This is a genomic window from Streptomyces sp. NPDC096136 (genome assembly GCF_044763325.1).
Classification (GTDB): Bacteria; Actinomycetota; Actinomycetes; order Streptomycetales; family Streptomycetaceae; genus Streptomyces.
Genome location: NZ_JBIWFZ010000001.1, coordinates 282,648 through 301,756, shown reverse-complemented (window position 1 = coordinate 301,756; position 19,109 = coordinate 282,648). Strand labels below are relative to the sequence as shown.

The 19,109-nt window shown below is 72.8% G+C and carries 15 protein-coding genes; 10 read left to right on the top strand and 5 right to left on the bottom strand.

Features of this window, described 5'->3' with window-relative positions; translation table 11 throughout:
- The first annotated feature begins 124 nt into the window (after positions 1 to 124).
- The 6 genes from ACIRBY_RS01335 (at position 125) to ACIRBY_RS01310 (ending at position 7,644) form a co-directional block, all read left to right on the top strand.
- Positions 125 to 1,219: a PLP-dependent cysteine synthase family protein gene (locus ACIRBY_RS01335; RefSeq protein WP_403894299.1), complete on the top strand. Its 1,095-nt coding sequence runs from the start codon at positions 125 to 127 to the stop codon at positions 1,217 to 1,219.
- Complete coding sequence (locus ACIRBY_RS01330) at positions 1,219 to 2,529, top strand: MDR family MFS transporter (RefSeq protein WP_403894296.1); 1,311 nt, start codon at positions 1,219 to 1,221, stop codon at positions 2,527 to 2,529. Before ACIRBY_RS01335 ends, ACIRBY_RS01330 begins: the two co-directional genes overlap by 1 nt.
- Before the next feature lie 128 nt (positions 2,530 to 2,657).
- Positions 2,658 to 3,779, top strand: coding sequence for an LLM class flavin-dependent oxidoreductase (locus tag ACIRBY_RS01325; protein WP_403894293.1), 1,122 nt, complete (start codon positions 2,658 to 2,660; stop codon positions 3,777 to 3,779).
- 21 nt (positions 3,780 to 3,800) lie between these two features.
- Positions 3,801 to 5,162 (top strand): NtaA/DmoA family FMN-dependent monooxygenase, encoded by a 1,362-nt coding sequence (locus tag ACIRBY_RS01320; protein ID WP_403894290.1) that lies wholly within the window; start codon positions 3,801 to 3,803, stop codon positions 5,160 to 5,162.
- 194 nt (positions 5,163 to 5,356) lie between these two features.
- Complete coding sequence (locus ACIRBY_RS01315) at positions 5,357 to 6,475, top strand: LLM class flavin-dependent oxidoreductase (RefSeq protein WP_403894287.1); 1,119 nt, start codon at positions 5,357 to 5,359, stop codon at positions 6,473 to 6,475.
- 74 nt (positions 6,476 to 6,549) lie between these two features.
- The gene (locus ACIRBY_RS01310) at positions 6,550 to 7,644 is read left to right on the top strand and encodes a M20 family metallopeptidase (protein ID WP_403895227.1); all 1,095 of its coding nucleotides are present in this window, start codon (positions 6,550 to 6,552) and stop codon (positions 7,642 to 7,644) included.
- Positions 7,645 to 7,716: 72 nt separating this feature from the next.
- Here ACIRBY_RS01310 and ACIRBY_RS01305 read toward each other — a convergent pair whose 3' ends face one another.
- From ACIRBY_RS01305 to ACIRBY_RS01290, 4 genes are all read right to left on the bottom strand, one after another.
- A complete protein-coding gene (locus ACIRBY_RS01305) occupies positions 7,717 to 8,586 on the bottom strand; it encodes a geranyl diphosphate 2-C-methyltransferase (RefSeq protein ID WP_403894284.1) in 870 nt (289 codons plus the stop codon).
- A 17-nt stretch (positions 8,587 to 8,603) separates the two neighbouring features.
- Positions 8,604 to 9,929 (bottom strand): family 2 encapsulin nanocompartment cargo protein terpene cyclase, encoded by a 1,326-nt coding sequence (locus ACIRBY_RS01300; RefSeq protein ID WP_403894281.1) that lies wholly within the window; start codon positions 9,927 to 9,929, stop codon positions 8,604 to 8,606.
- A gap of 98 nt (positions 9,930 to 10,027) precedes the next feature.
- The gene (locus tag ACIRBY_RS01295; protein WP_403894278.1) at positions 10,028 to 11,443 is read right to left on the bottom strand and encodes a family 2B encapsulin nanocompartment shell protein; all 1,416 of its coding nucleotides are present in this window, start codon (positions 11,441 to 11,443) and stop codon (positions 10,028 to 10,030) included.
- A 260-nt stretch (positions 11,444 to 11,703) separates the two neighbouring features.
- Positions 11,704 to 12,846 carry an amidase domain-containing protein gene (locus tag ACIRBY_RS01290; RefSeq protein WP_403894275.1) on the bottom strand — a complete coding sequence of 381 codons (1,143 nt, stop codon included), beginning with the start codon at positions 12,844 to 12,846 and terminating at the stop codon, positions 11,704 to 11,706.
- A gap of 420 nt (positions 12,847 to 13,266) precedes the next feature.
- Here ACIRBY_RS01290 and ACIRBY_RS01285 point away from each other — a divergent pair, with 420 nt between their 5' ends.
- Positions 13,267 to 15,297: a transglycosylase domain-containing protein gene (locus ACIRBY_RS01285; RefSeq protein ID WP_403894272.1), complete on the top strand. Its 2,031-nt coding sequence runs from the start codon at positions 13,267 to 13,269 to the stop codon at positions 15,295 to 15,297.
- Positions 15,298 to 15,343: 46 nt separating this feature from the next.
- On the opposite strand, the gene ACIRBY_RS01280 is transcribed toward ACIRBY_RS01285, so the two are convergent.
- Positions 15,344 to 16,666 (bottom strand): hypothetical protein, encoded by a 1,323-nt coding sequence (locus tag ACIRBY_RS01280; protein WP_403894269.1) that lies wholly within the window; start codon positions 16,664 to 16,666, stop codon positions 15,344 to 15,346.
- A 177-nt stretch (positions 16,667 to 16,843) separates the two neighbouring features.
- Between ACIRBY_RS01280 and ACIRBY_RS01275 the strand changes: the two genes are divergently transcribed.
- The 3 genes from ACIRBY_RS01275 to ACIRBY_RS01265 all read left to right on the top strand — a co-directional run bounded on the left by ACIRBY_RS01275 (position 16,844) and on the right by ACIRBY_RS01265 (position 19,075).
- Positions 16,844 to 17,851 (top strand): glutathione S-transferase family protein, encoded by a 1,008-nt coding sequence (locus ACIRBY_RS01275; protein ID WP_403894266.1) that lies wholly within the window; start codon positions 16,844 to 16,846, stop codon positions 17,849 to 17,851.
- Positions 17,852 to 17,949: 98 nt separating this feature from the next.
- On the top strand, positions 17,950 to 18,492 hold the full coding sequence (locus tag ACIRBY_RS01270; RefSeq protein WP_403894263.1) for a hypothetical protein: 543 nt from the start codon (positions 17,950 to 17,952) through the stop codon (positions 18,490 to 18,492).
- A gap of 1 nt (position 18,493) precedes the next feature.
- Positions 18,494 to 19,075 (top strand): hypothetical protein, encoded by a 582-nt coding sequence (locus ACIRBY_RS01265; protein ID WP_403894260.1) that lies wholly within the window; start codon positions 18,494 to 18,496, stop codon positions 19,073 to 19,075.
- Positions 19,076 to 19,109: the final 34 nt, after the last annotated feature.

The window sequence follows — 19,109 nt, the reverse complement described above, 5'->3', positions numbered from 1 at the left end:
CTCTAGGCCGCTCCCGTACGCCCGTTCGCAGAGGCCGGCGCAGCCCCACGGGGAACTCGGCCCTGCCGCGGCACGACCCTTCCCGAGAGCGACCACCGACGCACCACCAAACGAGAGCGGAACCATGCATCCTTCGGCCCCCGACATCACGCCCCACGCCCGCACCACCCTCTCCGGCCTGGTCGGCAACACCCCCCTGCTGCGCGTGTCCGAGCCCCTCTCCCCGGCAGGGCGCGGCTTCTGGGCGAAGCTGGAGGGCTTCAACCCCGGCGGCATCAAGGACCGTCCCGGCCTGCACATGGTCGAGCGCGCCCGCGCCCGGGGGGACCTGGCGCCCGGCGCCCGGATCATCGAGTCCACCAGCGGCACCCTGGGCCTGGGCCTGGCCCTGGCCGGCATGGTCCACGGGCACCCCGTCACCCTGGTCACCGACCCCGGCCTGGAGCCCTCGATGACCCGGCTGCTGACGGCGTACGGGGCCAAGGTCGACGTCGTCAGCGAGCCCCACCCCGCGGGCGGCTGGCAGCAGGCGCGCCGGGACCGGGTGACCGAACTGCTTGCCGAGCACCCCGGCTCCTGGTGCCCGGACCAGTACAACAACCCGGACAACACCACCGCCTACACCCCGCTGGCCCACGAACTGGCCGCCGAACTGGGCCACATCGACGTCCTGGTGTGCAGCGTCGGCACCGGGGGCCACTCGGCGGGCGTCTCGCGCGTCCTGCGCGGGCTCTACCCCGGGCTGAAGGTGGTGGGCGTGGACACCGTCGGCTCCACCATCTTCGGCCAGCCCGCCCGCACCCGGCTGATGCGCGGCCTCGGCTCCAGCATCTACCCCCGCAACGTCGCCTACGAGCAGTTCTCCGAGGTGCACTGGGTCGCGCCGGGCGAGGCCGTGTGGACCTGCCGCCAGCTTGCCTCCTCCCACTACGCCACCGGCGGGTGGAGCGTCGGCGCGGTCGCCCTGGTCGCCGGGTGGCTGGCCCGCTCCCTGCCCGCGGAGACCCGGATCGCGGCCGTCTTCCCCGACGGCCCCCAGCGCTACCTCGGCACGGTGTACGACGACGACTACTGCGCGGCCCACGGCCTGCTCGACTCCCCGCCGCCGCCGGAGCCGGAGACGATCGGGCGGCTGGACGAGAAGGAGGTCATGCGCTGGACCCGCTGCGCCTCCGTGGTCGACCCGCTCACCCTGACCCGGGCGGGGGTGCCCGCCTGATGAAGGGCACCCTCGCGCAGGTCCGCTCGTACGAGCGGAGCGTCCAGCTGCTGATGGTGAACCAGTTCACCATCAACCTCGGCTTCTACATGCTGATGCCCTACCTGGCCACCCACCTGGCCGGCCCGCTCGGGCTGGCGGGCTGGACGGTCGGGCTGATCCTCGGCGTCCGCAACTTCAGCCAGCAGGGCATGTTCCTCATCGGCGGCACCCTGGCCGACCGGCTCGGCTACAAGCCGATGATCGTCGCCGGGCTGGCGCTGCGCATCGCCGGCTTCGCCACGCTCGGCCTGGTGGACTCCGTGCCCGCGCTCCTCGCCGCCTCCGCCGCGACGGGACTGGCCGGGGCCCTGTTCAACCCGGCCAGCCGCGCCTACCTGGCGGCCGACGCGGGCGAGCGCCGCGTCGAGGCCTTCGCCCTGTTCAACGTGTTCTACCAGGCCGGGATCCTGCTGGGGCCGCTGGTGGGCATGGTGCTGACCGGCGTGGACTTCCGGGTCACCTGCCTGGTGGCCGCCGGGATCTTCGCGGTGCTGAGCCTCGTGCAGATCCGGGCCCTGCCGCAGCGGCGCGGCGAGGACTCCCCGGCGGAGCGCGCGCCGGGGGACCGGGAGGGGGTGCTGGCCCAGTGGCGCGGCATCCTGCGCAACCGCCCGTTCCTGCTGTTCTCGGTCGCCATGATCGGCTCGTACGTGATGAACTTCCAGGTGTACATGGCGCTGCCGCTGGAGGTCCGGCGGATCGGCGGCGAGGGCCGCTTCGGCACGGCGGCGGTGGCCGTGCTGTTCGCCGTCTCCGGGCTGAGCACGATCCTCTTCCAGACCCGCGTCACCGCCTGGTGCAAGGCCAGGATGGAGCCGGGCCGGGCCCTGGCCTGGGGGCTGTTCGCCATGGGCGCGGCCTTCCTGCCGCTGCTGGCCGCCACGGCGCTGCCGGTACCGGACTCGGTGACGGGGACCCGGCTGCTGGCGGCGGTGCCCCCGGCCCTGTCGGCGCTGCTGCTGGCGGTGGGGACGATGATCGCCTACCCCTTCGAGATGGACACCATCGTCCGCCTCTCCGGGGACCGCCTGGTCGCGACGCACTACGGGCTGTACAACACCGTCTGCGGCGTGGGCATCGCGCTCGGGAACCTGCTCACGGGAGCGGCGCTGGACGCGGCCCGCGCGGCGGGGATGTCCGCGCTGCCCTGGCTGGCGCTGTTCGCGCTCGGCCTCGGCTGCGCGGCCGCCCTGTACGGGCTCCACCGTACGGGCCGTCTGGCGCCGCCCGCGCAGGAGGCCCGCAACCGGGAGGCCGTGGCCGCCTGAGCCGGCCGCCGTCCGATGCCGTTGCGCACCCCGGCCGGGCCGGGCCCGCCGGGGTGCAACACGACCGCCAAATACCCTTAACACAGCGGTCGTTGTACCGTACATCCCGCCCGCGTAGCGTCTTCGGCATGTCCGAACTCCACCTCGCCGTCGCCCTCGACGGCGCCGGCTGGCACCCGGCGGCCTGGCGCGAGCCGGGTGCCCGGCCGGCGGAACTGTTCACGTCCCGCCACTGGGCCGGCCTGGTCGCCGAGGCCGAGGCGGGCCTGCTCGACTTCGTCACCTTCGAGGACGGCCTGGCCCTCCAGTCCTCCTCGGCGGCCGCGCCCGACGAGCGCACCGACCGGGTGCGCGGGCGGCTGGACGCGGTGCTCACCGCCGCCCGGGTCGCCCCGCTGACCCGGCACATCGGGCTGGTCCCGAGCGTGACGGCCACCCACACCGAGCCCTTCCACGTCTCGAAGGCCATCGCCACCCTCGACCACGTCAGCCGGGGCCGGGCGGGCCTGCGCGTACAGACCTCCGCGCTGCCGTACGAGGCCGCGCACTTCGGACGCCGGACCTTCCCGGTGCCGGTGGGCGAGCTGGCCGGGGAGGCCGCCGACCACGTGGAGGTGGTCCGCAGGCTGTGGGACAGCTGGGAGGACGACGCCGAGATCCGCGACGTCGCCACGGGCCGGTTCGTCGACCGCGACAAACTCCACCCCGTCGACTTCGCGGGGCGGCACTTCAGCGTCCGGGGGCCTTCGATCACCCCGCGCCCGCCCCAGGGGCAGCCCCTGGTCACGGCCTCGGCGGGCACGGTGGCCCCCGGGGCCGCGGCCGTCGACCTCGTGTACGCCACACCGCGGGACGCGGACGAGGCCCGCGCCGCGGCGGCGGCCGCCGGCCCGCCGCACGTCTTCGCCGACCTCACCGTGTTCCTGGACGCGGACGGCCCGGCGGCGGCCGCCCGCCGCGACCGCCTCGACGCGGCCGCCGGACAGCCGGCCCCCACCGACGCGGCCGTGTTCACGGGAACCCCGGCCGGTCTCGCCGACCTGCTCCTGGAATGGCGGGAGGCGGGCCTGACCGGCTTCCGGCTGCGGCCGGCCGTCCTCGCCCACGACCTCCCGGGGATCACCCGCGGCCTGGTGCCCGAACTCCAGCGGCGGAACGCCTTCAGGGCCGCGTACGCGGCCCCCACGCTGCGCGGGCTGCTGGGCCTGGAACGCCCCGCCAACCGGTACGCCGCCACCCCCTCGGCCTGATCCCGCACCCGGAAGGACACGATGAGCGCCCAGCCGCCCAAGCAGATCCACCTCGCGGCCCATTTCCCCGGGGTCAACAACACCACCGTGTGGAGCGACCCGGCGGCCGGGAGCCACATCGAGTTCGACTCCTTCGTGCGCTTCGCGCGGACCGCGGAGCGGGCCCGTTTCGACTTCCTCTTCCTCGCCGAGGGCCTGCGCCTGCGCGAACAGGGCGGAAAGATCTACGACCTGGACGTGGTCGGGCGGCCCGACACCTTCACCGTCCTCTCCGCCCTGGCCGCCGTCACCGACCGGATCGGCCTCACCGGCACCATCAACTCCACCTTCAACGAGCCCTACGAGGTGGCCCGCCAGTTCGCCACCCTCGACCACCTCTCCGGGGGCCGGGCCGCCTGGAACGTGGTCACCTCCTGGGACGCCTTCACCGGGGAGAACTTCCGGCGCGGCGGCTTCCTGCCCCGCGAGGACCGCTACACCCGGGCCCGGGAGTTCCTGGCCACCGCCACCGAGCTGTTCGACTCCTGGGACGGCACGGAGATCGCCGCCGACCCCGCCGCCGGCGTCTTCCTGCGCGACGCGCGGGCCGGGGCCTTCGCACACCGGGGGCGGCACTTCGACATCGAGGGCCGGTTCAACGTGCCGCGCGGCCCCCAGGGCCGGCCGGTGGTCTTCCAGGCCGGTGACTCCGACGAGGGACGCGAGTTCGCCGCCGCCCACGCCGACGCCGTCTTCGGCCGGTACGGGACCCTGGAGGAGGGCCGGGCGTTCTACACCGACGTCAAGCGCCGGCTGGCCGCGTACGGGCGTGCGCACGACCGGCTCAAGATACTTCCGGCCGCCACCTTCGTCCTCGGGGACACCGACGCCGAGGCCCGCGAACTCGCCCACGAGGTGCGCCGCCTCCAGGTCAGCGGGGCCACCGCCCTCGCCCACCTGGAGCAGGTCTGGAACCGGGACCTGTCCGGCTACGACCCCGACGGGCCGCTGCCCGACATCGACCCCGAGCCCGGCGAGAACACCGTCGCCCTCGGGCGGGCGAGCGTACGGATGTTCCGCGATCCACTGGCCACCGCCCGGCGGTGGCGGGAGCTCGCCGAGGCCAGGAACCTCTCCATCCGGGAGCTCGTCATCGAGACCACCGGCCGGCAGACCTTCGTCGGCTCCCCCGCCACGGTCGCCGCCGCGATCGACGGCCTGGTGCAGGCGGACGCCGCCGACGGCTTCATCCTGGTCCCGCACCTGACCCCGGACGGCCTGGAGGGATTCGCCGACACCGTCGTCCCGCTGCTCCAGGAACGCGGGGTCTTCCGCACCGAGTACGGCGGCAGCACCCTGCGCGACCACCTCGGGCTCGCCGTGCCGGAGGCCGGGGCTGCGTGAGCCGCCCGGACGCCCGGCGCGCCACCCCCGGTGTTTCGGCCACAGCGGGCGGAGTGTCCGGCCGAGCCCCGACGATCTTGTCGACGGCGCCCCCGCAGGTCGCTAGAACTGTTCCGTCGGAGATCGCGCCGGTGGCGCACCGCGAGGTCCCCGGCGCCGCTCCCCCGTCAGACGGTCCGCAAGGAGACCCGGCCATGTCCCGCATCCCCCTCGGGGTCCTCGACCTCCTCCCGATCCCCTCCGGCTCCACCGCCGCCGACGCCCTGCACCACGGCATCGACCTCGCCCGGCAGACCGAGCGGTTCGGCTACGCCCGCTACTGGTTCGCCGAGCACCACCTCAACCCCGGTGTCGCGGGGAGCTCCCCGGCGGTGGTCCTGGCGCTGACCGCCTCCGCCACCACCTCGATCCGGATCGGCTCGGGCGCCGTGCAGCTGGGCCACCGCACCGCGCTGTCCACGGTCGAGGAGTTCGGCCTGATCGACGCCCTGCACCCGGGCCGCCTCGACCTGGGCCTGGGCCGCTCGGCGGGGCCGCCGGCGCCGCGCCCGGCCGGCCGGGAGCCCTTCGAGGGCTACACCCCGAACGGCCTGCGGATCCCTGCGAGGTTCTCGTTCGCCCACCTGCTCGGCCACCCGAACGTGGCCCTCCACCAGAAGCTGCTCAACCTGCCCGGCGCCCGCCCGCAGGACTACGCGGAGCAGGTCGAGGACGTGCTCGCGCTGCTGCGCGGCGAGTACCGGTCCGCCGAGGGCGTCGCGGCACGGGCCGTGCCCGGCGAGGGGGCGGACGTGGAGGTGTGGATCCTGGGCAGCAGCGGCGGGCAGAGCGCGGAGACCGCCGGCCGGCACGGGCTGCGGTTCGCGGCGAACTACCACGTCACCCCGGCGACCGTACTGGAGGCGGCGGAGGCCTACCGGGCCGCGTTCAAGCCGTCGGCCGCACTGGACCGGCCGTACCTGAGCGTCTCCGCCGACGTCGTGGTGGCCCCGGACGACGCCGGGGCGCGGGAGCTGGCCGCCGGGTACGCGCCCTGGGTGCGCAGCATCCGCACCGCCGAGGGAGCGATCCCCTTCCCCACCCCCGACGAGGCCCGCGCGCTGACCGCCGGCTGGTCGGAGGCCGACCACGCCCTGGTCGCCGACCGGGTGGAGACCCAGTTCGTGGGCTCGCCTCGGACCGTGGCCGACCACCTCGAACGCCTCCAGGAGGCCACCGGGGCCGACGAGTTGCTGATCACCACGATCACGCACGACCACGCGGACCGGGTCCGCTCGTACCGGCTGCTGGCGGAGGAATGGAGCCGCCGCTGACAGCGGGCCGCCCGCCGGGGCCGGGGCCGGACGTCCGTCACGGCGCACGGAGTACTACTCTGTGCGACGTGACGATGCAGCAGGGTGGCGACGTGGACGTCGACGCGATGATCGAGGACCTCCGCACGCTCGTCGAGGTCGAGTCCCCCTCGCGCGACGTCGAGGCCCTGGCGGCGTCGGCGAAGGCCGTGGCCGGGATCATCGAGCACCGCCTGGGCGGCCAGGCCGTCCTGGTCGAGAGCGACGCCGGTCCGCACGTCCACTGGTCGGGCGGCGGCGAGCCCCGGGTCCTGGTCCTCGGCCACCACGACACGGTGTTCCCGCTGGGCACCCTGGAGCGCCGCCCCTTCGCCGTCCGGGACGGCCGGGTGACCGGCCCCGGGGTGTTCGACATGCTGGGCGGCATCGTGCAGGCCGTCCACGGACTGGCCTCGCTCCCCGACCGGTCGGGCGTGGAGATCCTGATGACCGCCGACGAGGAGGTCGGCTCCCGGTCCTCCCGGGCCCTCCTGGAGGAGCGCGCCCTCGCCTGCGGCGCCGTGCTGGTCCTGGAGGGCGCCGCCGACGGCGGGGGCCTCAAGACCGGGCGCAAGGGCTGCGGCGCCTTCCAGGTCTCCATCGCCGGCCGGGCCTCCCACGCCGGCCTGGAACCGGCGGCCGGGGTCAACGCCCTGGTCGAGGCGGCCCACCAGGTCCTGGACATCGCGGGGTTCGGCCGTCCCGAGGCCGGTACGACCGTCACCCCGACCGTCGCGGCCGCGGGCACCCTGGAGAACGTCGTCCCCGCGGAGGCCACCGTCGTGGTCGACGTGCGCGTGGAGACGCAGGAGGAGCGGGAGCGCATCGAGTCCGCCTTCGCGGCGCTGGCCCCGCACCTGCCCGGTGCGCGGATCACGGTGGAGGGGTCCATCACCCGGCCCCCGATGCCCGAGTCGGCGGCGGCCGGGCTCTTCGCGGTGGCGCAGCGGCTGCTCCCCGGCATCGAGGCCCGGGCGGTGGGCGGCGGCAGCGACGGCAATTTCACCGCCGCGCTGGGGGTCCCCACGCTGGACGGCCTCGGGGCGGTCGGCGGCGGTGCCCACGCCGACCACGAGTACGTGGAGATCGGGGCCATGGCCGAGCGGGCGCACCTCGTCGCGGGCCTGGTGGCCACGCTCCAGCGCCCCTGAACGACCCGGAACGCCGGGCCCGTCGCGGACGGGCCCGGCGTTCGCGTGGGGCGGCCGGCGGCCGCCGCCGGGTCAGACGCGGTCGGCCGCGATCAGGACGTACTGGAACGAGCCGTCCCGGTAGGACTCGATGAACGCCTCCTCGATCCCGGTCACCAGGGAGGACGTGGCCCGCAGCTCCCAGTAGGGCAGGGTGTCGGGGGTCAGGTCGATCACGGCCTGGGGGACGAGCCGGTTGTCGGCCATGGCGCGCAGGTACTCGCGGCGGGAGTGGATGTTGCACTCGAAGTGGGCGTTGATCTGGGAGACCCACTTGGAGGGCTGGCCGTAGCGCGGGTTCCAGCAGCCGGTGATGGTGACGTAGCGGCCGCCGACGGCGAGGACGCGGGAGTGCTCGGCCATGAGGTCGTGCAGGTCGACGTACATGCTCGACTCGTTGTTCCACGAACCGGCCGCCTGCCCGGTCTCGAAGGGCATGTCGAGCATGTTGCAGACGCGGGAGTGAACCGATTCCTCAATGCCGAGTTCACGGGCGCGGTCGTTCCCGAAGTCGGCCTGCTTGGCGGAGAGCGTCACACCCTCGACCTTGCAGCCGAAGCGCTGGTGGGCCATGACCATCGAGCCGCCTCGGCCGCAGCCGGCGTCCACGAGGACGTCGTCGCGCCCGATGGCGCCGAGGTGGTCCAGGAGGAGCTCGGCCTGCGCCGACTCCAGCCGGTGCAGTTCGGCGACCAGCTTCTTCTCGTACGCGCTGTCCGCGCTGTCCCCGAGGGCGGCGTGGTCGACGGCGCCGATGCCGTAGTGGTGGTGGTAAAGGCCGTCCACGTCGCCGAGGCGCAGGTTGACGGGCCTGGCCTCCTCGTTCCAGTAGCGGGCGATGTCGCCCTGGTAGGGCGTGGCGGGTGCCGGGATGAACGGGGTGGTGCTGACGGTGCTGGTCATGGAATAAGTCCCCTCGTTTACCAGAAATCGGGCAGGGTGTATCGGTAGGTGTTGGACGCGTGCCAGTAGTGGTTGCCGTCGACCCAGGCGGCCACGCCCTTGAGGAAGCGGGCCGCGCGCGGGTCGGGACAGGCCGCGGCGAGCGCGGCGGACTCGGCCTCGAACGCGTGCATGAGGTCGTTGTGGACCTCGACCGCCTTCAGGTAGGCCTCCTTGTCGGAGAGCCCTTCCTTCTCGGCGATGACCACGGGCAGGTTCAGGTGCTTGCCGGGGCTCTTGAGCTCCTTCATGTAGGAGTAGAGGTCGTTGGAGAGGGTGGTGGCGTTGCCGGCGAGGGCGATGACCCGCTGCATGGCGGGCAGGGCGTGGAGTTCCGCCGGCAGTTCGTAGCCCCCGACGGTGTCGGTGATCGTGGGGCAGGGGCGGAAGTTGTTGAACTGGCGCATCGCCAGGTACTCCCACACCTCCGGGACGTACTCCGTCGCGTCCCAGGCCGCCTCGGCGAGGTACCCCAGGTGCAGCCGGGCCATGTCGTGCCGGAACCGGTCCGCCTGGGCCGGGGTGGCCGCCCCGGTGAAGTACTCCATGGCCGAGCGGTAGGAGCGCCGGGCGGCGTCCGAGGAGAGCGACTCCTCCCAGGCCGGCTGGTACTCCCCCGTCGTGTGGACCGGGTCGAGGGCGGTGTGCGCCAGGAGCAGCCGCCCGCCGACGTCGGGGGAGGTGGCCCCGTCCTCGCAGTAGGCGTCGTCGACGACGTTCTCGGCGACCATCAGCCGGGCGGCGAGCATCAGGTGGTCGAGGGTGGGCGCGTCCGGATGGCAGGCGACCATGTAGCGGCTCACGGAGAAGCCGTCGAACTGGTCCTCCCACTCCGGGGGGAACGCCCGGACCTCGTCCACCGCCCACGCCTTGATCCGCCGGCCGAGCTCCTCCACCCGGACCGGGTCCGGCTCGGCCACCGGGTGGTGGTAGAGGCCCGGGATCGGCCGGCTGGCCGCCGGCGCCGCGGGCTCCGGGGCGGCCGGGGGCTCCTCGGTCCGGGCCCAGTGCAGGCTCACGGTTCCGAGGCCGGCCGGACCGCGCAGGATCCGCTCCAGGGCGGCCGCCGAGTGCGCGGGCCCGGCGGGCGCGGGCTCGTGCGCGGGCGCCGGGGCGGCGGCCTCCGGCACCGGGGCGGTGCCGAAGGGCCGTACCGGCCGGGTGGGCAGGACCCGGCCGCCGACGGCTGCGGCTTCGGCGGTTCCGGTGACGGGCGCGAGGGCGTCGGCGAGGGACGGGGCGCCGAAACGGGCCGGTGCCGCGGTCGGGCCCGGTCGCTGGGGGGAAGGCCCGGGGTCGGGCATCCGTGGCTCCTTGATTCGGGGGGTGGGCCGTCCCGCGCCCCGGGCGTGCTCGGTCGGCCCGGGACGGCCCGGGCTGTCGTGGCCGTCGGGGTGTGCCCTCAGTCGCGCCTGCGGGCGATCTGGACGTTCTCCAGCACGCCGAGCGCGTCGGGGACGAGGATGGCGGCGGAGTAGTAGGTGGAGACCAGGTAGGAGATGATCGACCGCTCGTCGATGCCCATGAAGCGCACGGACAGGCCCGGCTCGTACTCCTCCGGCAGGCCGGTCTGGCGCAGGCCGACGACGCCCTGGTTGTCCTCGCCGGGGCGCATGGCCAGGATCGAGCTGGTGTTCTCCTTGGTGATGGGGATCTTGTTGCAGGGCAGGATCGGGACCCCGCGCCAGGCCGGGACCTGCTGTCCGCCGAGGTCGACGTGGTCCGGGTAGAGCCCGCGCGCGTTGAACTCGCGCCCGATGGCCGCGATCGTCTTGGGGTGGGCGAAGAGGAAGCGGGTGCCGCGGCGGCGGCAGAGGAGCTCGTCGAGGTCGTCCGGGGTGGGCGGGCCGGAGTGGGTCTGGATCCGCTGCTTGAAGTCGGCGTTGTGGAGCAGGCCGAACTCGCGGTTGTTGATCAGCTCGTGCTCCTGGCGCTCGCGCAGCGCCTCGATGGTGAGCCTGAGCTGCTCCTCCGTCTGGTTGTGCGGCCCGTTGTAGAGGTCGGCGACCCGGGTGTGGACCCGCAGGACCGTCTGCGCGACGGAGAGCTCGTACTCGCGCGGGTTGAGCTCGTAGTCGACGAAGGCGCCGGGCAGTTCGGCCTCGCCGGTGTGGCCGGCCGACATCGCGATCTCGGCCTCGCCGTGGCGGTTCTGCCGCTGGAGCGGGAGGGAGCTGAACCTGCGGATGTGCTCCTGGAGGTGGGGCGCCTGGGCCAGGACGGCGGCGAACTCCGCGCGGGAGAGCGTGAGCAGGGTGCCGGGGGTGTCGGCGGTGGCGGTGTAGTCCCAGGTGGCGTCGGCGTCCAGGAGGGCGTTCTCGCCGAAGCGCTCGCCGTCGGCGAGGACGGCCACGGCGACCTCGTCGCCGTACTTGCCGACGGAGGTCTGGCTGATGCGGCCGTGCGCGATGAGGTGGATCTGGTCGGCGGGGGTGCCGCGTTCGACGAGGACCTCGCCGGCCCGGAAGTCGCGCTGCACGCAGCGGTCGGCGATCGCGGTGAGCACCTGGACGTCGTCGAAGCCGCGCAGGAGGGCCAGCTCGCCGAGCTCCTGGGGGATCACGCGGACGCTGGCGCCGTCCTGGACGAAGTCGATGGTGCCGTCGCCGACGGTGTAGCTCAGACGGCGGTTGACCCGGTAGGTGCCGCCCTTGGTCTCCACCCAGGGGAGCATGCGCAGCAGCCACCGGGAGGTGATCTCCTGCATCTGCGGGGCGGACTTGGTGGTGGTGGCAAGGTTGCGGGCCGCCGCCGTGCTCAGGCTCTGCTGCCGGGGCGGTTCCTGCAGCTGCGCCTCGGGGCTGGTGTCAATGGTCATCGGACGAGCTCTCCTTCGTAAAACCGGAAAAAGAGGATGAATATCCGGGAATCCGTCCAGATCCTGAGGAACAGTAACGGCCCGCTCGACCAGTTGACCTTGAAATGGCGTTGGTATTACTTCGATGCAGTGATCTTTCTCGATGCGATGTTTACCGGGTCCAACCAGCGGTTTTCGGCCGTGAGCGCAGAAAAAAGGCCCCTCCCGCCGTGCTGGCCGCGCGGCGGGAGGGGCCGGGTGGTGCCCGTCAGGGCCGCCCGTCAGGTGCGGTACGCGTAGTAGACCGCGTCCGGGTAGGACGCGAGGATGCTCGCGAGCGACTTCCGGTACGTGTTGGTGGAGTGGTACGTCAGGTAAGGCATTCCGGCCTTGCTGCGGTACGTCACCATCATGGAGTGGTCCTTGGACCCGTCCCGGTTGAAGTCCGCCTGCAGGATGTCGCCGACGTCCAGCTGGTAGACGTTGGCCAGGTTGGCGGCACGCTGGTTGGAGAGCGTGAACCAGGCCCACTCGTTGGCGCCGACCCACGAGTCGGACTGCTTGGCGCCGTCGTACCACCAGTTGCGGTAGTCCGAGGACGTGCCCGGTACCGGCTTCCATCCGCCCGCCTTCAGCGCCTGGCTGATGAAGTTGGTGCAGTCGCCGCCGTTGCCGCTGAACTTGCGGTACGCCGGGTTGTAGTTGCTCCAGTACTTCTCGGCGTACTGCGCCATGGCGGCGTAGTTGTAGGCGCCGCCGGTCAGCGTCTTGGGCTTGGCCGTCGCCGGGTACTTGGTGGACGCCGGCGTGCCGTCGGGGTACTGGTTGCCGTCGTCCTTGACGACGGCCGCCTTGGCCGCGACCGGCTCGTTGACGGCGACCGGGCCGTTCTCCTGGGACTTGATCGCGTCGAGCTCCCAGTCACCGCCCTTCTTGCTGCTGAGCGTGAGCTCGTAGCGCGTCTTGAAGTCGGTCGTCGACGGCTCGTCCCCGTGCACCTTCTTGTAGGTGAGCGTGGTCTGCTCGGTGACCTGGACGGTCGCCTTCCCCCCGGTCACCACGGCGCGGTCGACGGTGACCTTGGTGTCGGCCCCGCTGTAGACCTCGCCCAGCTCCGCCAGCCGCGCCTTGCGGGAGCGCAGCGACTGGATCGCGGCGTCCTCGTCCTTCTTCAGGCGGTCGGAGACGCGGGCCTTCTTCTTGCCCCCCTGGCCGTGGCCGTGGCGCACGGTCTGGCCCTCCACCAGGGCCTGGGTGCGCTGCGAGAGCACGTCGTCGGCGAGGCGGGCGAAGGTGTCGGCGGTGGCCTTGTCGGCCTCCACGGGGCCCGGGACGGCGCTCGCCGAGTAGGCGAAGAAGCCCCCGGACGCCAGGGCCACGGTCAGGGCCGCGATGGCGGCGGGCCTGAACCTCTTAGGTATCACTGTGTTTCCCCTTGTCACCCGGTCCACACGGACCGGGAGGACGGAATTTTCGCACAACTAGGCGACTGATTCGGCGCGTTCCGCTTTGTCACCCGATGCCCGGTAGGAAACGCCTGTCCGCGCAGTCGAACGACTCCGCTTCGTCACCGTCGAGGGCGCCGGGGCGGCCGGGGCGGCTCGCCGTGACCACTCCGACCGGCTCACAGCAAATGCATCTAGGGTGTCCCGGAAAGCACGGAAGAGGGAGCATCCGCAGTGGCCAGGCAGGATACGGGCGGAAGAGGGCGGTCTCGGGGCGGACGCACGCCCTCGGACGCCGCCGGAGCGGCCCCCCCGGGCCGTCTGAGCGGATCGGGGGCGCGTCGGCGCCCCCGCGCGGGAGCGGGCCGGCTGCGGTCGCTCGCGCCGGTCCTGGCGCGGGTGCTGGCGCCCGCCGTCGCGCGGGTGCGGCCGCTGCTGCGGCGGGTGCGGCCCCTGCTGCTGCGGATTCGACCGCTGCTGCGGCGGATGCGGCCGGCCTATCCGAGACCCGGCCGCAGCGGCTGGCGCCGCTGGATACCCTCCTGGCGCCAGTGGCTGGGCGCCTGCCTGTACCTGTTCACGGGCTTCGCGGCCTTCGTCGGCATCGCGTACGCCACGACGGACATACCCGACGACCTCAACTCTTTCGCCACACAACAGGACAACGTCTACTACTGGGCCGACGGCTCCACCATGGCCCGGACCGGCTGGGTCAGCCGGCAGGAGATGCCCCTGGACAAGGTGCCCCCCAAGGTCCAGGGAGCCGTGCTCGCGGCCGAGAACGCCAGCTTCTACACGGACCCCGGTGTCTCCCCCTCCGGCGTCATGCGCGCCGTGCGCGCCGCGCTGACGGGCGGCGAGACCCAGGGCGGGTCCACCATCACCCAGCAGTACGTGAAGAACGCCTACCTGAACCAGGACCGCACGCTCTCCCGGAAGTTCACCGAGATCCTCCTGGCCCTGAAGCTGGACAACCAGACGGGCAAGAAGCAGATCCTCCAGGACTACCTCAACACCAGCTGGTTCGGGCGCGGCACCTACGGCATCCAGCGCGCCTCCCAGGCCTACTACGGCAAGGACGTCTCGAAGCTCAACCCGAGCGAGGGCGCCTTCCTCGCCTCCCTCCTCAAGGGCGCCGGACTGTACGACCCCGCGCTCGGCGAGGAGAACCACAAGCGGGCCGTGGAGCGCTGGAGCTGGATCCTGGACCGCATGGTGGACACCGGCCAGCTGACGCCCGCGGAGCGGGCCACCTACACGAAGTTCCCGGAGCCCACGGGCCCCGGCACGGCCGGCACGCCCGGCGCGCAGAACGGCTACCTGGTGGAGCTGGCCAAGGCCTACGCGATCAAGGCCGGGCACATCAAGGACGCCGACTTCGACCTCGGCGGCTACCAGGTCTACACGACCTTCGACCAGTCCCGCATGGCCGCGCTGACGGACGCCGTGCAGAAGGCGCAGAAGGACTTCGACGCGGAGAAGCGGCCCGCGACCGACACGCACGCGAAGATCGGCGCGGCGAGCGTCGCCCCGGACGGGCGGCTGCTCGCGGTCTACGGCGGCCCCGACTACCTGAAGCAGGGGTTCAACCAGGCCAACTCGACCACGATCCCGGTCGGGACGGCGTTCACCCCGCTCGTCTACGCCGCCGCCCTGGAGGAGGGGGTGGTGCGCACGCGCGGCAAGGACCGCACGCCCGTCACCCCCGCCACGGTCTACGACGGCAACGACCAGGTGACCGTGCAGACGCCGGAGGGACCGTACTGGGACCGCAGCGGCAAGGTGGTCAAGGGCCGCAACGACGGGAACCGCAGCTGGGGCCAGGTGACCCTCCAGCAGGCCGTCGCCAACTCCGTCAACACGCCGATGCTCCAGCTCGGCCTCGACGTCGGGCTCGAGCGGGTGGAGACGTTCGCCGAGCGGGCGGGCCTGCTGCCGTCGAGCCTCGGCACGCGGATCCCGACGTTCTCGCTCGGGGAGAACTCCAAGCCCAGCGCGATCCGCATGGCCGGCGCCTACGCGACCTTCGCGGCCGACGGCATGCACACCGACCCGTACTCGGTGCGCTCGGTCTCCCGCAACGGCACCGCGGTGCCGCTGGACGCGCCGAAGCCGGTCCGGGCGATGTCGGCGAAGACGGCCCGCTCGGTGACGGAGGCCCTGCGCGGCGCCGTCACCGACGGTTCGGCGAAGGCGGCGGCCAAGGCGCACCCCGGCGCCGCGGGCAAGACCGGGACCACGGCGGCGAACACGGCGGGGTGGTTCGTGGCGAACACCGAGAAGGAGTCCACGGCGGTGGTGGTCTACCGGATGGCGCTGACCGACCTGATCGCGCAGCCGCTGACCGGGCTGGGCGGGGACGCCCCGGCCACACCGGGCAGCGATCGGGCGGTGCGGCTGTGGGCGGACTACATCAAGGCGGTGAAGTAGACAGGGGGCGGGGCCGGAGTCCTCTCCGGCCCCGCCCCCGGCCCCGTCACTTGACCAGCGTGTTCCAGTCGGGCGCCTGGGCGGGGTCCAGCATGCGCAGCTGGGCCAGGACCTTGGGGTCCTGGGCGTCGAGCCAGTCCGACAGCTCCTTGAAGGACACGCAGCGGACGTCCGAGCGCGGGCAGACGTCCCGCATCACGTCCTCGACGGCCTGCATGTAGATGCCGCCGTTCCAGTCCTCGAAGTGGTTGCCGATGAACATGGGCGCCCGGCTGCCGTTGTAGACGCGGTTGAAGCCGTTCAGGTAGGAGGCGCGGGTCTGGGCCTCCCAGGCCGGGTACTTCGCCGGGTCGCCCTTGGTGCTGTCGCCGGACTGGTTGTAGAGGAAGTTGAAGTCCATGGAGAGGACCTGCAGCTCCTTGCCCTGGAGGGGCACGAGCTGGAGGGGGAAGTTCCAGATGCCGTTCATCTTCGACGGCCACAGCTGGAAGTCGCCCGATGAGCTCGCGTCGTAGCGCCAGCCGTACGGCTTGATCGCGGTCAGCAGGTTCTTCTGGCCCTCCAGGCAGGGCGCGCGGCCGCCGACGACCTCGCGGTCGGGGTCGAAGGGCAGGGGGGCTTCCTTGGTGAAGCCGGTGTTGGTCTTCCAGTTCTTGACGAACGCGTACGTCTGGTCGATCTCGCTCTTCCACTCGTCGGGGCTCCAGTCCCCGCCGCCCTTGGGACCGCAGAAGTGCCCGTTGAAGTGCGAACCGATCTCGTTGCCGTCGGTCCAGGCGCCGCGCAGCTGGCCCAGGGTGGACTTCACGTGCGGGACGGTCGGGTAGGAGATGGCGGCCGCGCCCTGCGGGTGCTGCGGCGGGCGGTAGAGCGTCTTCTTGCCGTCGGGCAGGAGGTAGATGCCCGTGAGGAAGAAGGTCATGTGGGCCTTGTTCTCCTTGGCCACCTGGCGGAAGTGCGAGAACAGGTGGTCATCGCCCTCCAGGGCGCCGTCCCAGGAGAAGACCACGAACTGCGGCGGCTTCTCGCCCGGCTTGAGCTTCTCGGGCTTGAGCTGGTTCGGCTGCGGCCCGGTGTAGGAGGTGGAGCCGTCGCCCAGCACCTTGACCTTGCCGTCCCACGGCTCCTCCGCGCCCTTCGCGGCGGCGGCCGCCTCGGCCGCGCTCTCCGAGGCCGCGAGCTTCGCGTCGCGCCGCGCGGCCCCCGGGTCGCCGCCCAGGGTGAAGGCGTACGCCGTGGCCGCCGCCCCGGCGACGGCCACGACGGCTATCGCTATGCCCAGGCGCTTGCGGCTGCGCGCCTTCCGCTGGAGCTTGCGGGCACTCCGGGACTCCGTCCGGTTGCCCGGAACGGTGTCGGTGTCGGCCATGCCTGTCGTCCCCCCTGATCACCGCAGCCGGGCCGCCGCGCGTGGATGGTTCGTACGAATATAGAACTTGTCGACCCTCTTCCCGCACCCCGGACCCCCCTGTTCCGCTCGTTCACAGCCACCTCACAGCCCGTCCGGCCCGCGTTCGCCGCGGCCGTCCCCGGGTAGGCGCCCGGCATGGCATACGTGACCGCCGGCAAGGAGTACTCCCGCGACAGCCGGTACCTGACGACACGGATCACCGCCGACGGGCGGGACGGGTACCGCGTGGAGCCCGGGCGCTACCGCCTGGTGGTCAGCCGGGCCTGCCCCTGGGCGAACCGGGCGATCATCGTACGGCGGCTCCTCGGACTGGAGGAAGCCCTCCCCATGGCGGTGGCCGGACCGGTCCACGACGAGCGCAGCTGGAGCTTCGACCTCGACCCGGGCGGGCGCGACCCCGTGCTCGGCATCGAGCGGCTGCGGGAGGCCTACCTCGCCCGCGACCCCGGCTACGACCGGGGGATCACGGTACCGGCGATCGTGGACGTCGCGACCGGCGCAGTGGTGACGAACGACTTCCCGCGGATCACCCTCGACCTGTCGCTCCAGTGGGCCGCCCACCACCGCGCGGGCGCGCCGGCGCTCTACCCGCGGGAGCTGCGGCCGCAGATCGACACCGTGAACGAGATGGTCTACCGGGACGTGAACAACGGCGTCTACCGGGCCGGGTTCGCCGGTTCCCAGGAGGCGTACGACGAGGCGTACCGGCGCTTGTTCGAGCGGCTCGACCGGCTCTCCGAGCGGCTGGAGCGGTCCCGCTACCTCGTCGGCGAGACGATCACGGAGGCGGACGTCCGGCTGTTCACCACGCTCGTGCGCTTCGACGCCGTCTACCACGGCCACTTCAAGTGCAACCGGCAGAAGCTGGCCGAGATGCCGGTGCTGTGGGCGTACGCCCGGGACCTGTTCCAGACGCCCGGCTTCGGCGACACCGTCGACTTCGACCACATCAAACGGCACTACCACCTGGTGCAGACGGACGTCGACCCGACCGGCATCGTGCCGGCCGGACCCGACGCGCGCGGCTGGCTCGCGCCCCACGGCCGGGCCGCTCTGGGCGGCCGCCCGTTCGGCGACGGCACCGCCCCCGGCCCCGTACCGACCGCGGAGGCGGTGCCGCCGGCCCACAACCCGCTGGGCTGAACCCGTAGTTCCACGGAGTGGTTGCGTATGGTTTGTCCCCCTATGGGGTGGGCAGTCGCGCTGGTACGGGCGCGAGGTGCCCGGGACGGAGGACCGAGATGTCGACAAGCACACTCATAATCGTCGTGGTGGCGGCGGTGATCGTGGTCCTCGCCATCACCGTGACCCTGGCACTGCTCGGGCGCCGGCGCCACCTGCGCCGCCGTTTCGGACCGGAGTACGAGCGCGCGGTCGACGAGAAGGGCGGCCTCCTCGCCGCCGAACGCGACCTGCGGGCCCGCGAGGCCCGGCACGACGAACTCGACATCAGGGAACTGCCCCCCGAGCGGCGGCGCCAGTTCACCGACCGGTGGAACGAGGTCCAGGTGCACTTCGTGGACCAGCCGGCGGAATCGGTCGACGAGGCCGACGACCTGGTGGCGAAGCTGATGAGGGAGCGCGGCTACCCGACGAACGGGTACCGCGGAGCCGTCCGCGACCTGTCGGTCGAGCACGGGCGGACGCTGGAGCACTACCGGGCCGCGCACGAGGTCAGGTCGCGCAGCGCGGGCGGGCAGGCGACCACGGAGGAACTGCGCGCGGCGATGGTGCACTACCGCGCCCTGTTCGACGAACTGCTGACGGACCAGAGGAGTCGGTGACATGGGCACGCACGACGGGATGCAGCGGGGCGCAGGCCCCCTGACCACGGAGGACCTCGCGGGACCGGGCACCGGGCGCACGGACCCGGGGCCCCCGGTCTACCCGGGCGAGGCGACCGGGGAGACGCTGTCCGGCGGGTCCGCCGCCGACCGCGACGAGGAGGACGAGCAGGCCGGGGCAGACCGGCGGGACGAGGTGGCGCACGACCTGTCGCACGACGAGTCGGCGGACGGGTCCGGGGACGGCACGACGGCCGAGCGGCGGCCCGCCGAGCCGCGGGGCGGGATCGGGAGCGGGGCGGAGGGCGGCGACGGCCAGCCGCTGCTCGCCACCGGGGACGCCGAGCGGTACCGGACGGCCTGGGGCGAGATCCAGGGCCGCTTCGTCGACGACCCCCGGGAGGCCGTCACCTCGGCGGACACCCTGGTGGCCGAGGTCATGCAGAGCCTCGCCGGCACCTTCGCCTCGCACAAACAGGAACTGGAGGGGCAGTGGCAGCGCGGGGACGACGTGGCGACGGAGGACCTGCGCCAGGCCCTGCAGCACTACCGCTCGTTCTTCAACCGCCTGCTGAACGCCTGAACCGCCCCGTCCGTTCGGGTGCCGCCGACCTGTG

Excerpts from the sequence above, each read along its gene's own strand:
- ACIRBY_RS01335 (WP_403894299.1), top strand. The coding sequence starts at position 125 with ATGCATCCTTCGGCCCCCGACATCACGCCCCACGCCCGCACCACCCTC.
- ACIRBY_RS01330 (WP_403894296.1), top strand. The coding sequence starts at position 1,219 with ATGAAGGGCACCCTCGCGCAGGTCCGCTCGTACGAGCGGAGCGTCCAG.
- ACIRBY_RS01325 (WP_403894293.1), top strand. The coding sequence starts at position 2,658 with ATGTCCGAACTCCACCTCGCCGTCGCCCTCGACGGCGCCGGCTGGCAC.
- ACIRBY_RS01320 (WP_403894290.1), top strand. The coding sequence starts at position 3,801 with ATGAGCGCCCAGCCGCCCAAGCAGATCCACCTCGCGGCCCATTTCCCC.
- ACIRBY_RS01315 (WP_403894287.1), top strand. The coding sequence starts at position 5,357 with ATGTCCCGCATCCCCCTCGGGGTCCTCGACCTCCTCCCGATCCCCTCC.
- ACIRBY_RS01310 (WP_403895227.1), top strand. The coding sequence starts at position 6,550 with ATGCAGCAGGGTGGCGACGTGGACGTCGACGCGATGATCGAGGACCTC.
- ACIRBY_RS01305 (WP_403894284.1), bottom strand. The coding sequence starts at position 8,586 with ATGACCAGCACCGTCAGCACCACCCCGTTCATCCCGGCACCCGCCACG.
- ACIRBY_RS01300 (WP_403894281.1), bottom strand. The coding sequence starts at position 9,929 with ATGCCCGACCCCGGGCCTTCCCCCCAGCGACCGGGCCCGACCGCGGCA.
- ACIRBY_RS01295 (WP_403894278.1), bottom strand. The coding sequence starts at position 11,443 with ATGACCATTGACACCAGCCCCGAGGCGCAGCTGCAGGAACCGCCCCGG.
- ACIRBY_RS01280 (WP_403894269.1), bottom strand. The coding sequence starts at position 16,666 with ATGGCCGACACCGACACCGTTCCGGGCAACCGGACGGAGTCCCGGAGT.
- ACIRBY_RS01275 (WP_403894266.1), top strand. The coding sequence starts at position 16,844 with ATGGCATACGTGACCGCCGGCAAGGAGTACTCCCGCGACAGCCGGTAC.
- ACIRBY_RS01270 (WP_403894263.1), top strand. The coding sequence starts at position 17,950 with ATGTCGACAAGCACACTCATAATCGTCGTGGTGGCGGCGGTGATCGTG.
- ACIRBY_RS01265 (WP_403894260.1), top strand. The coding sequence starts at position 18,494 with ATGGGCACGCACGACGGGATGCAGCGGGGCGCAGGCCCCCTGACCACG.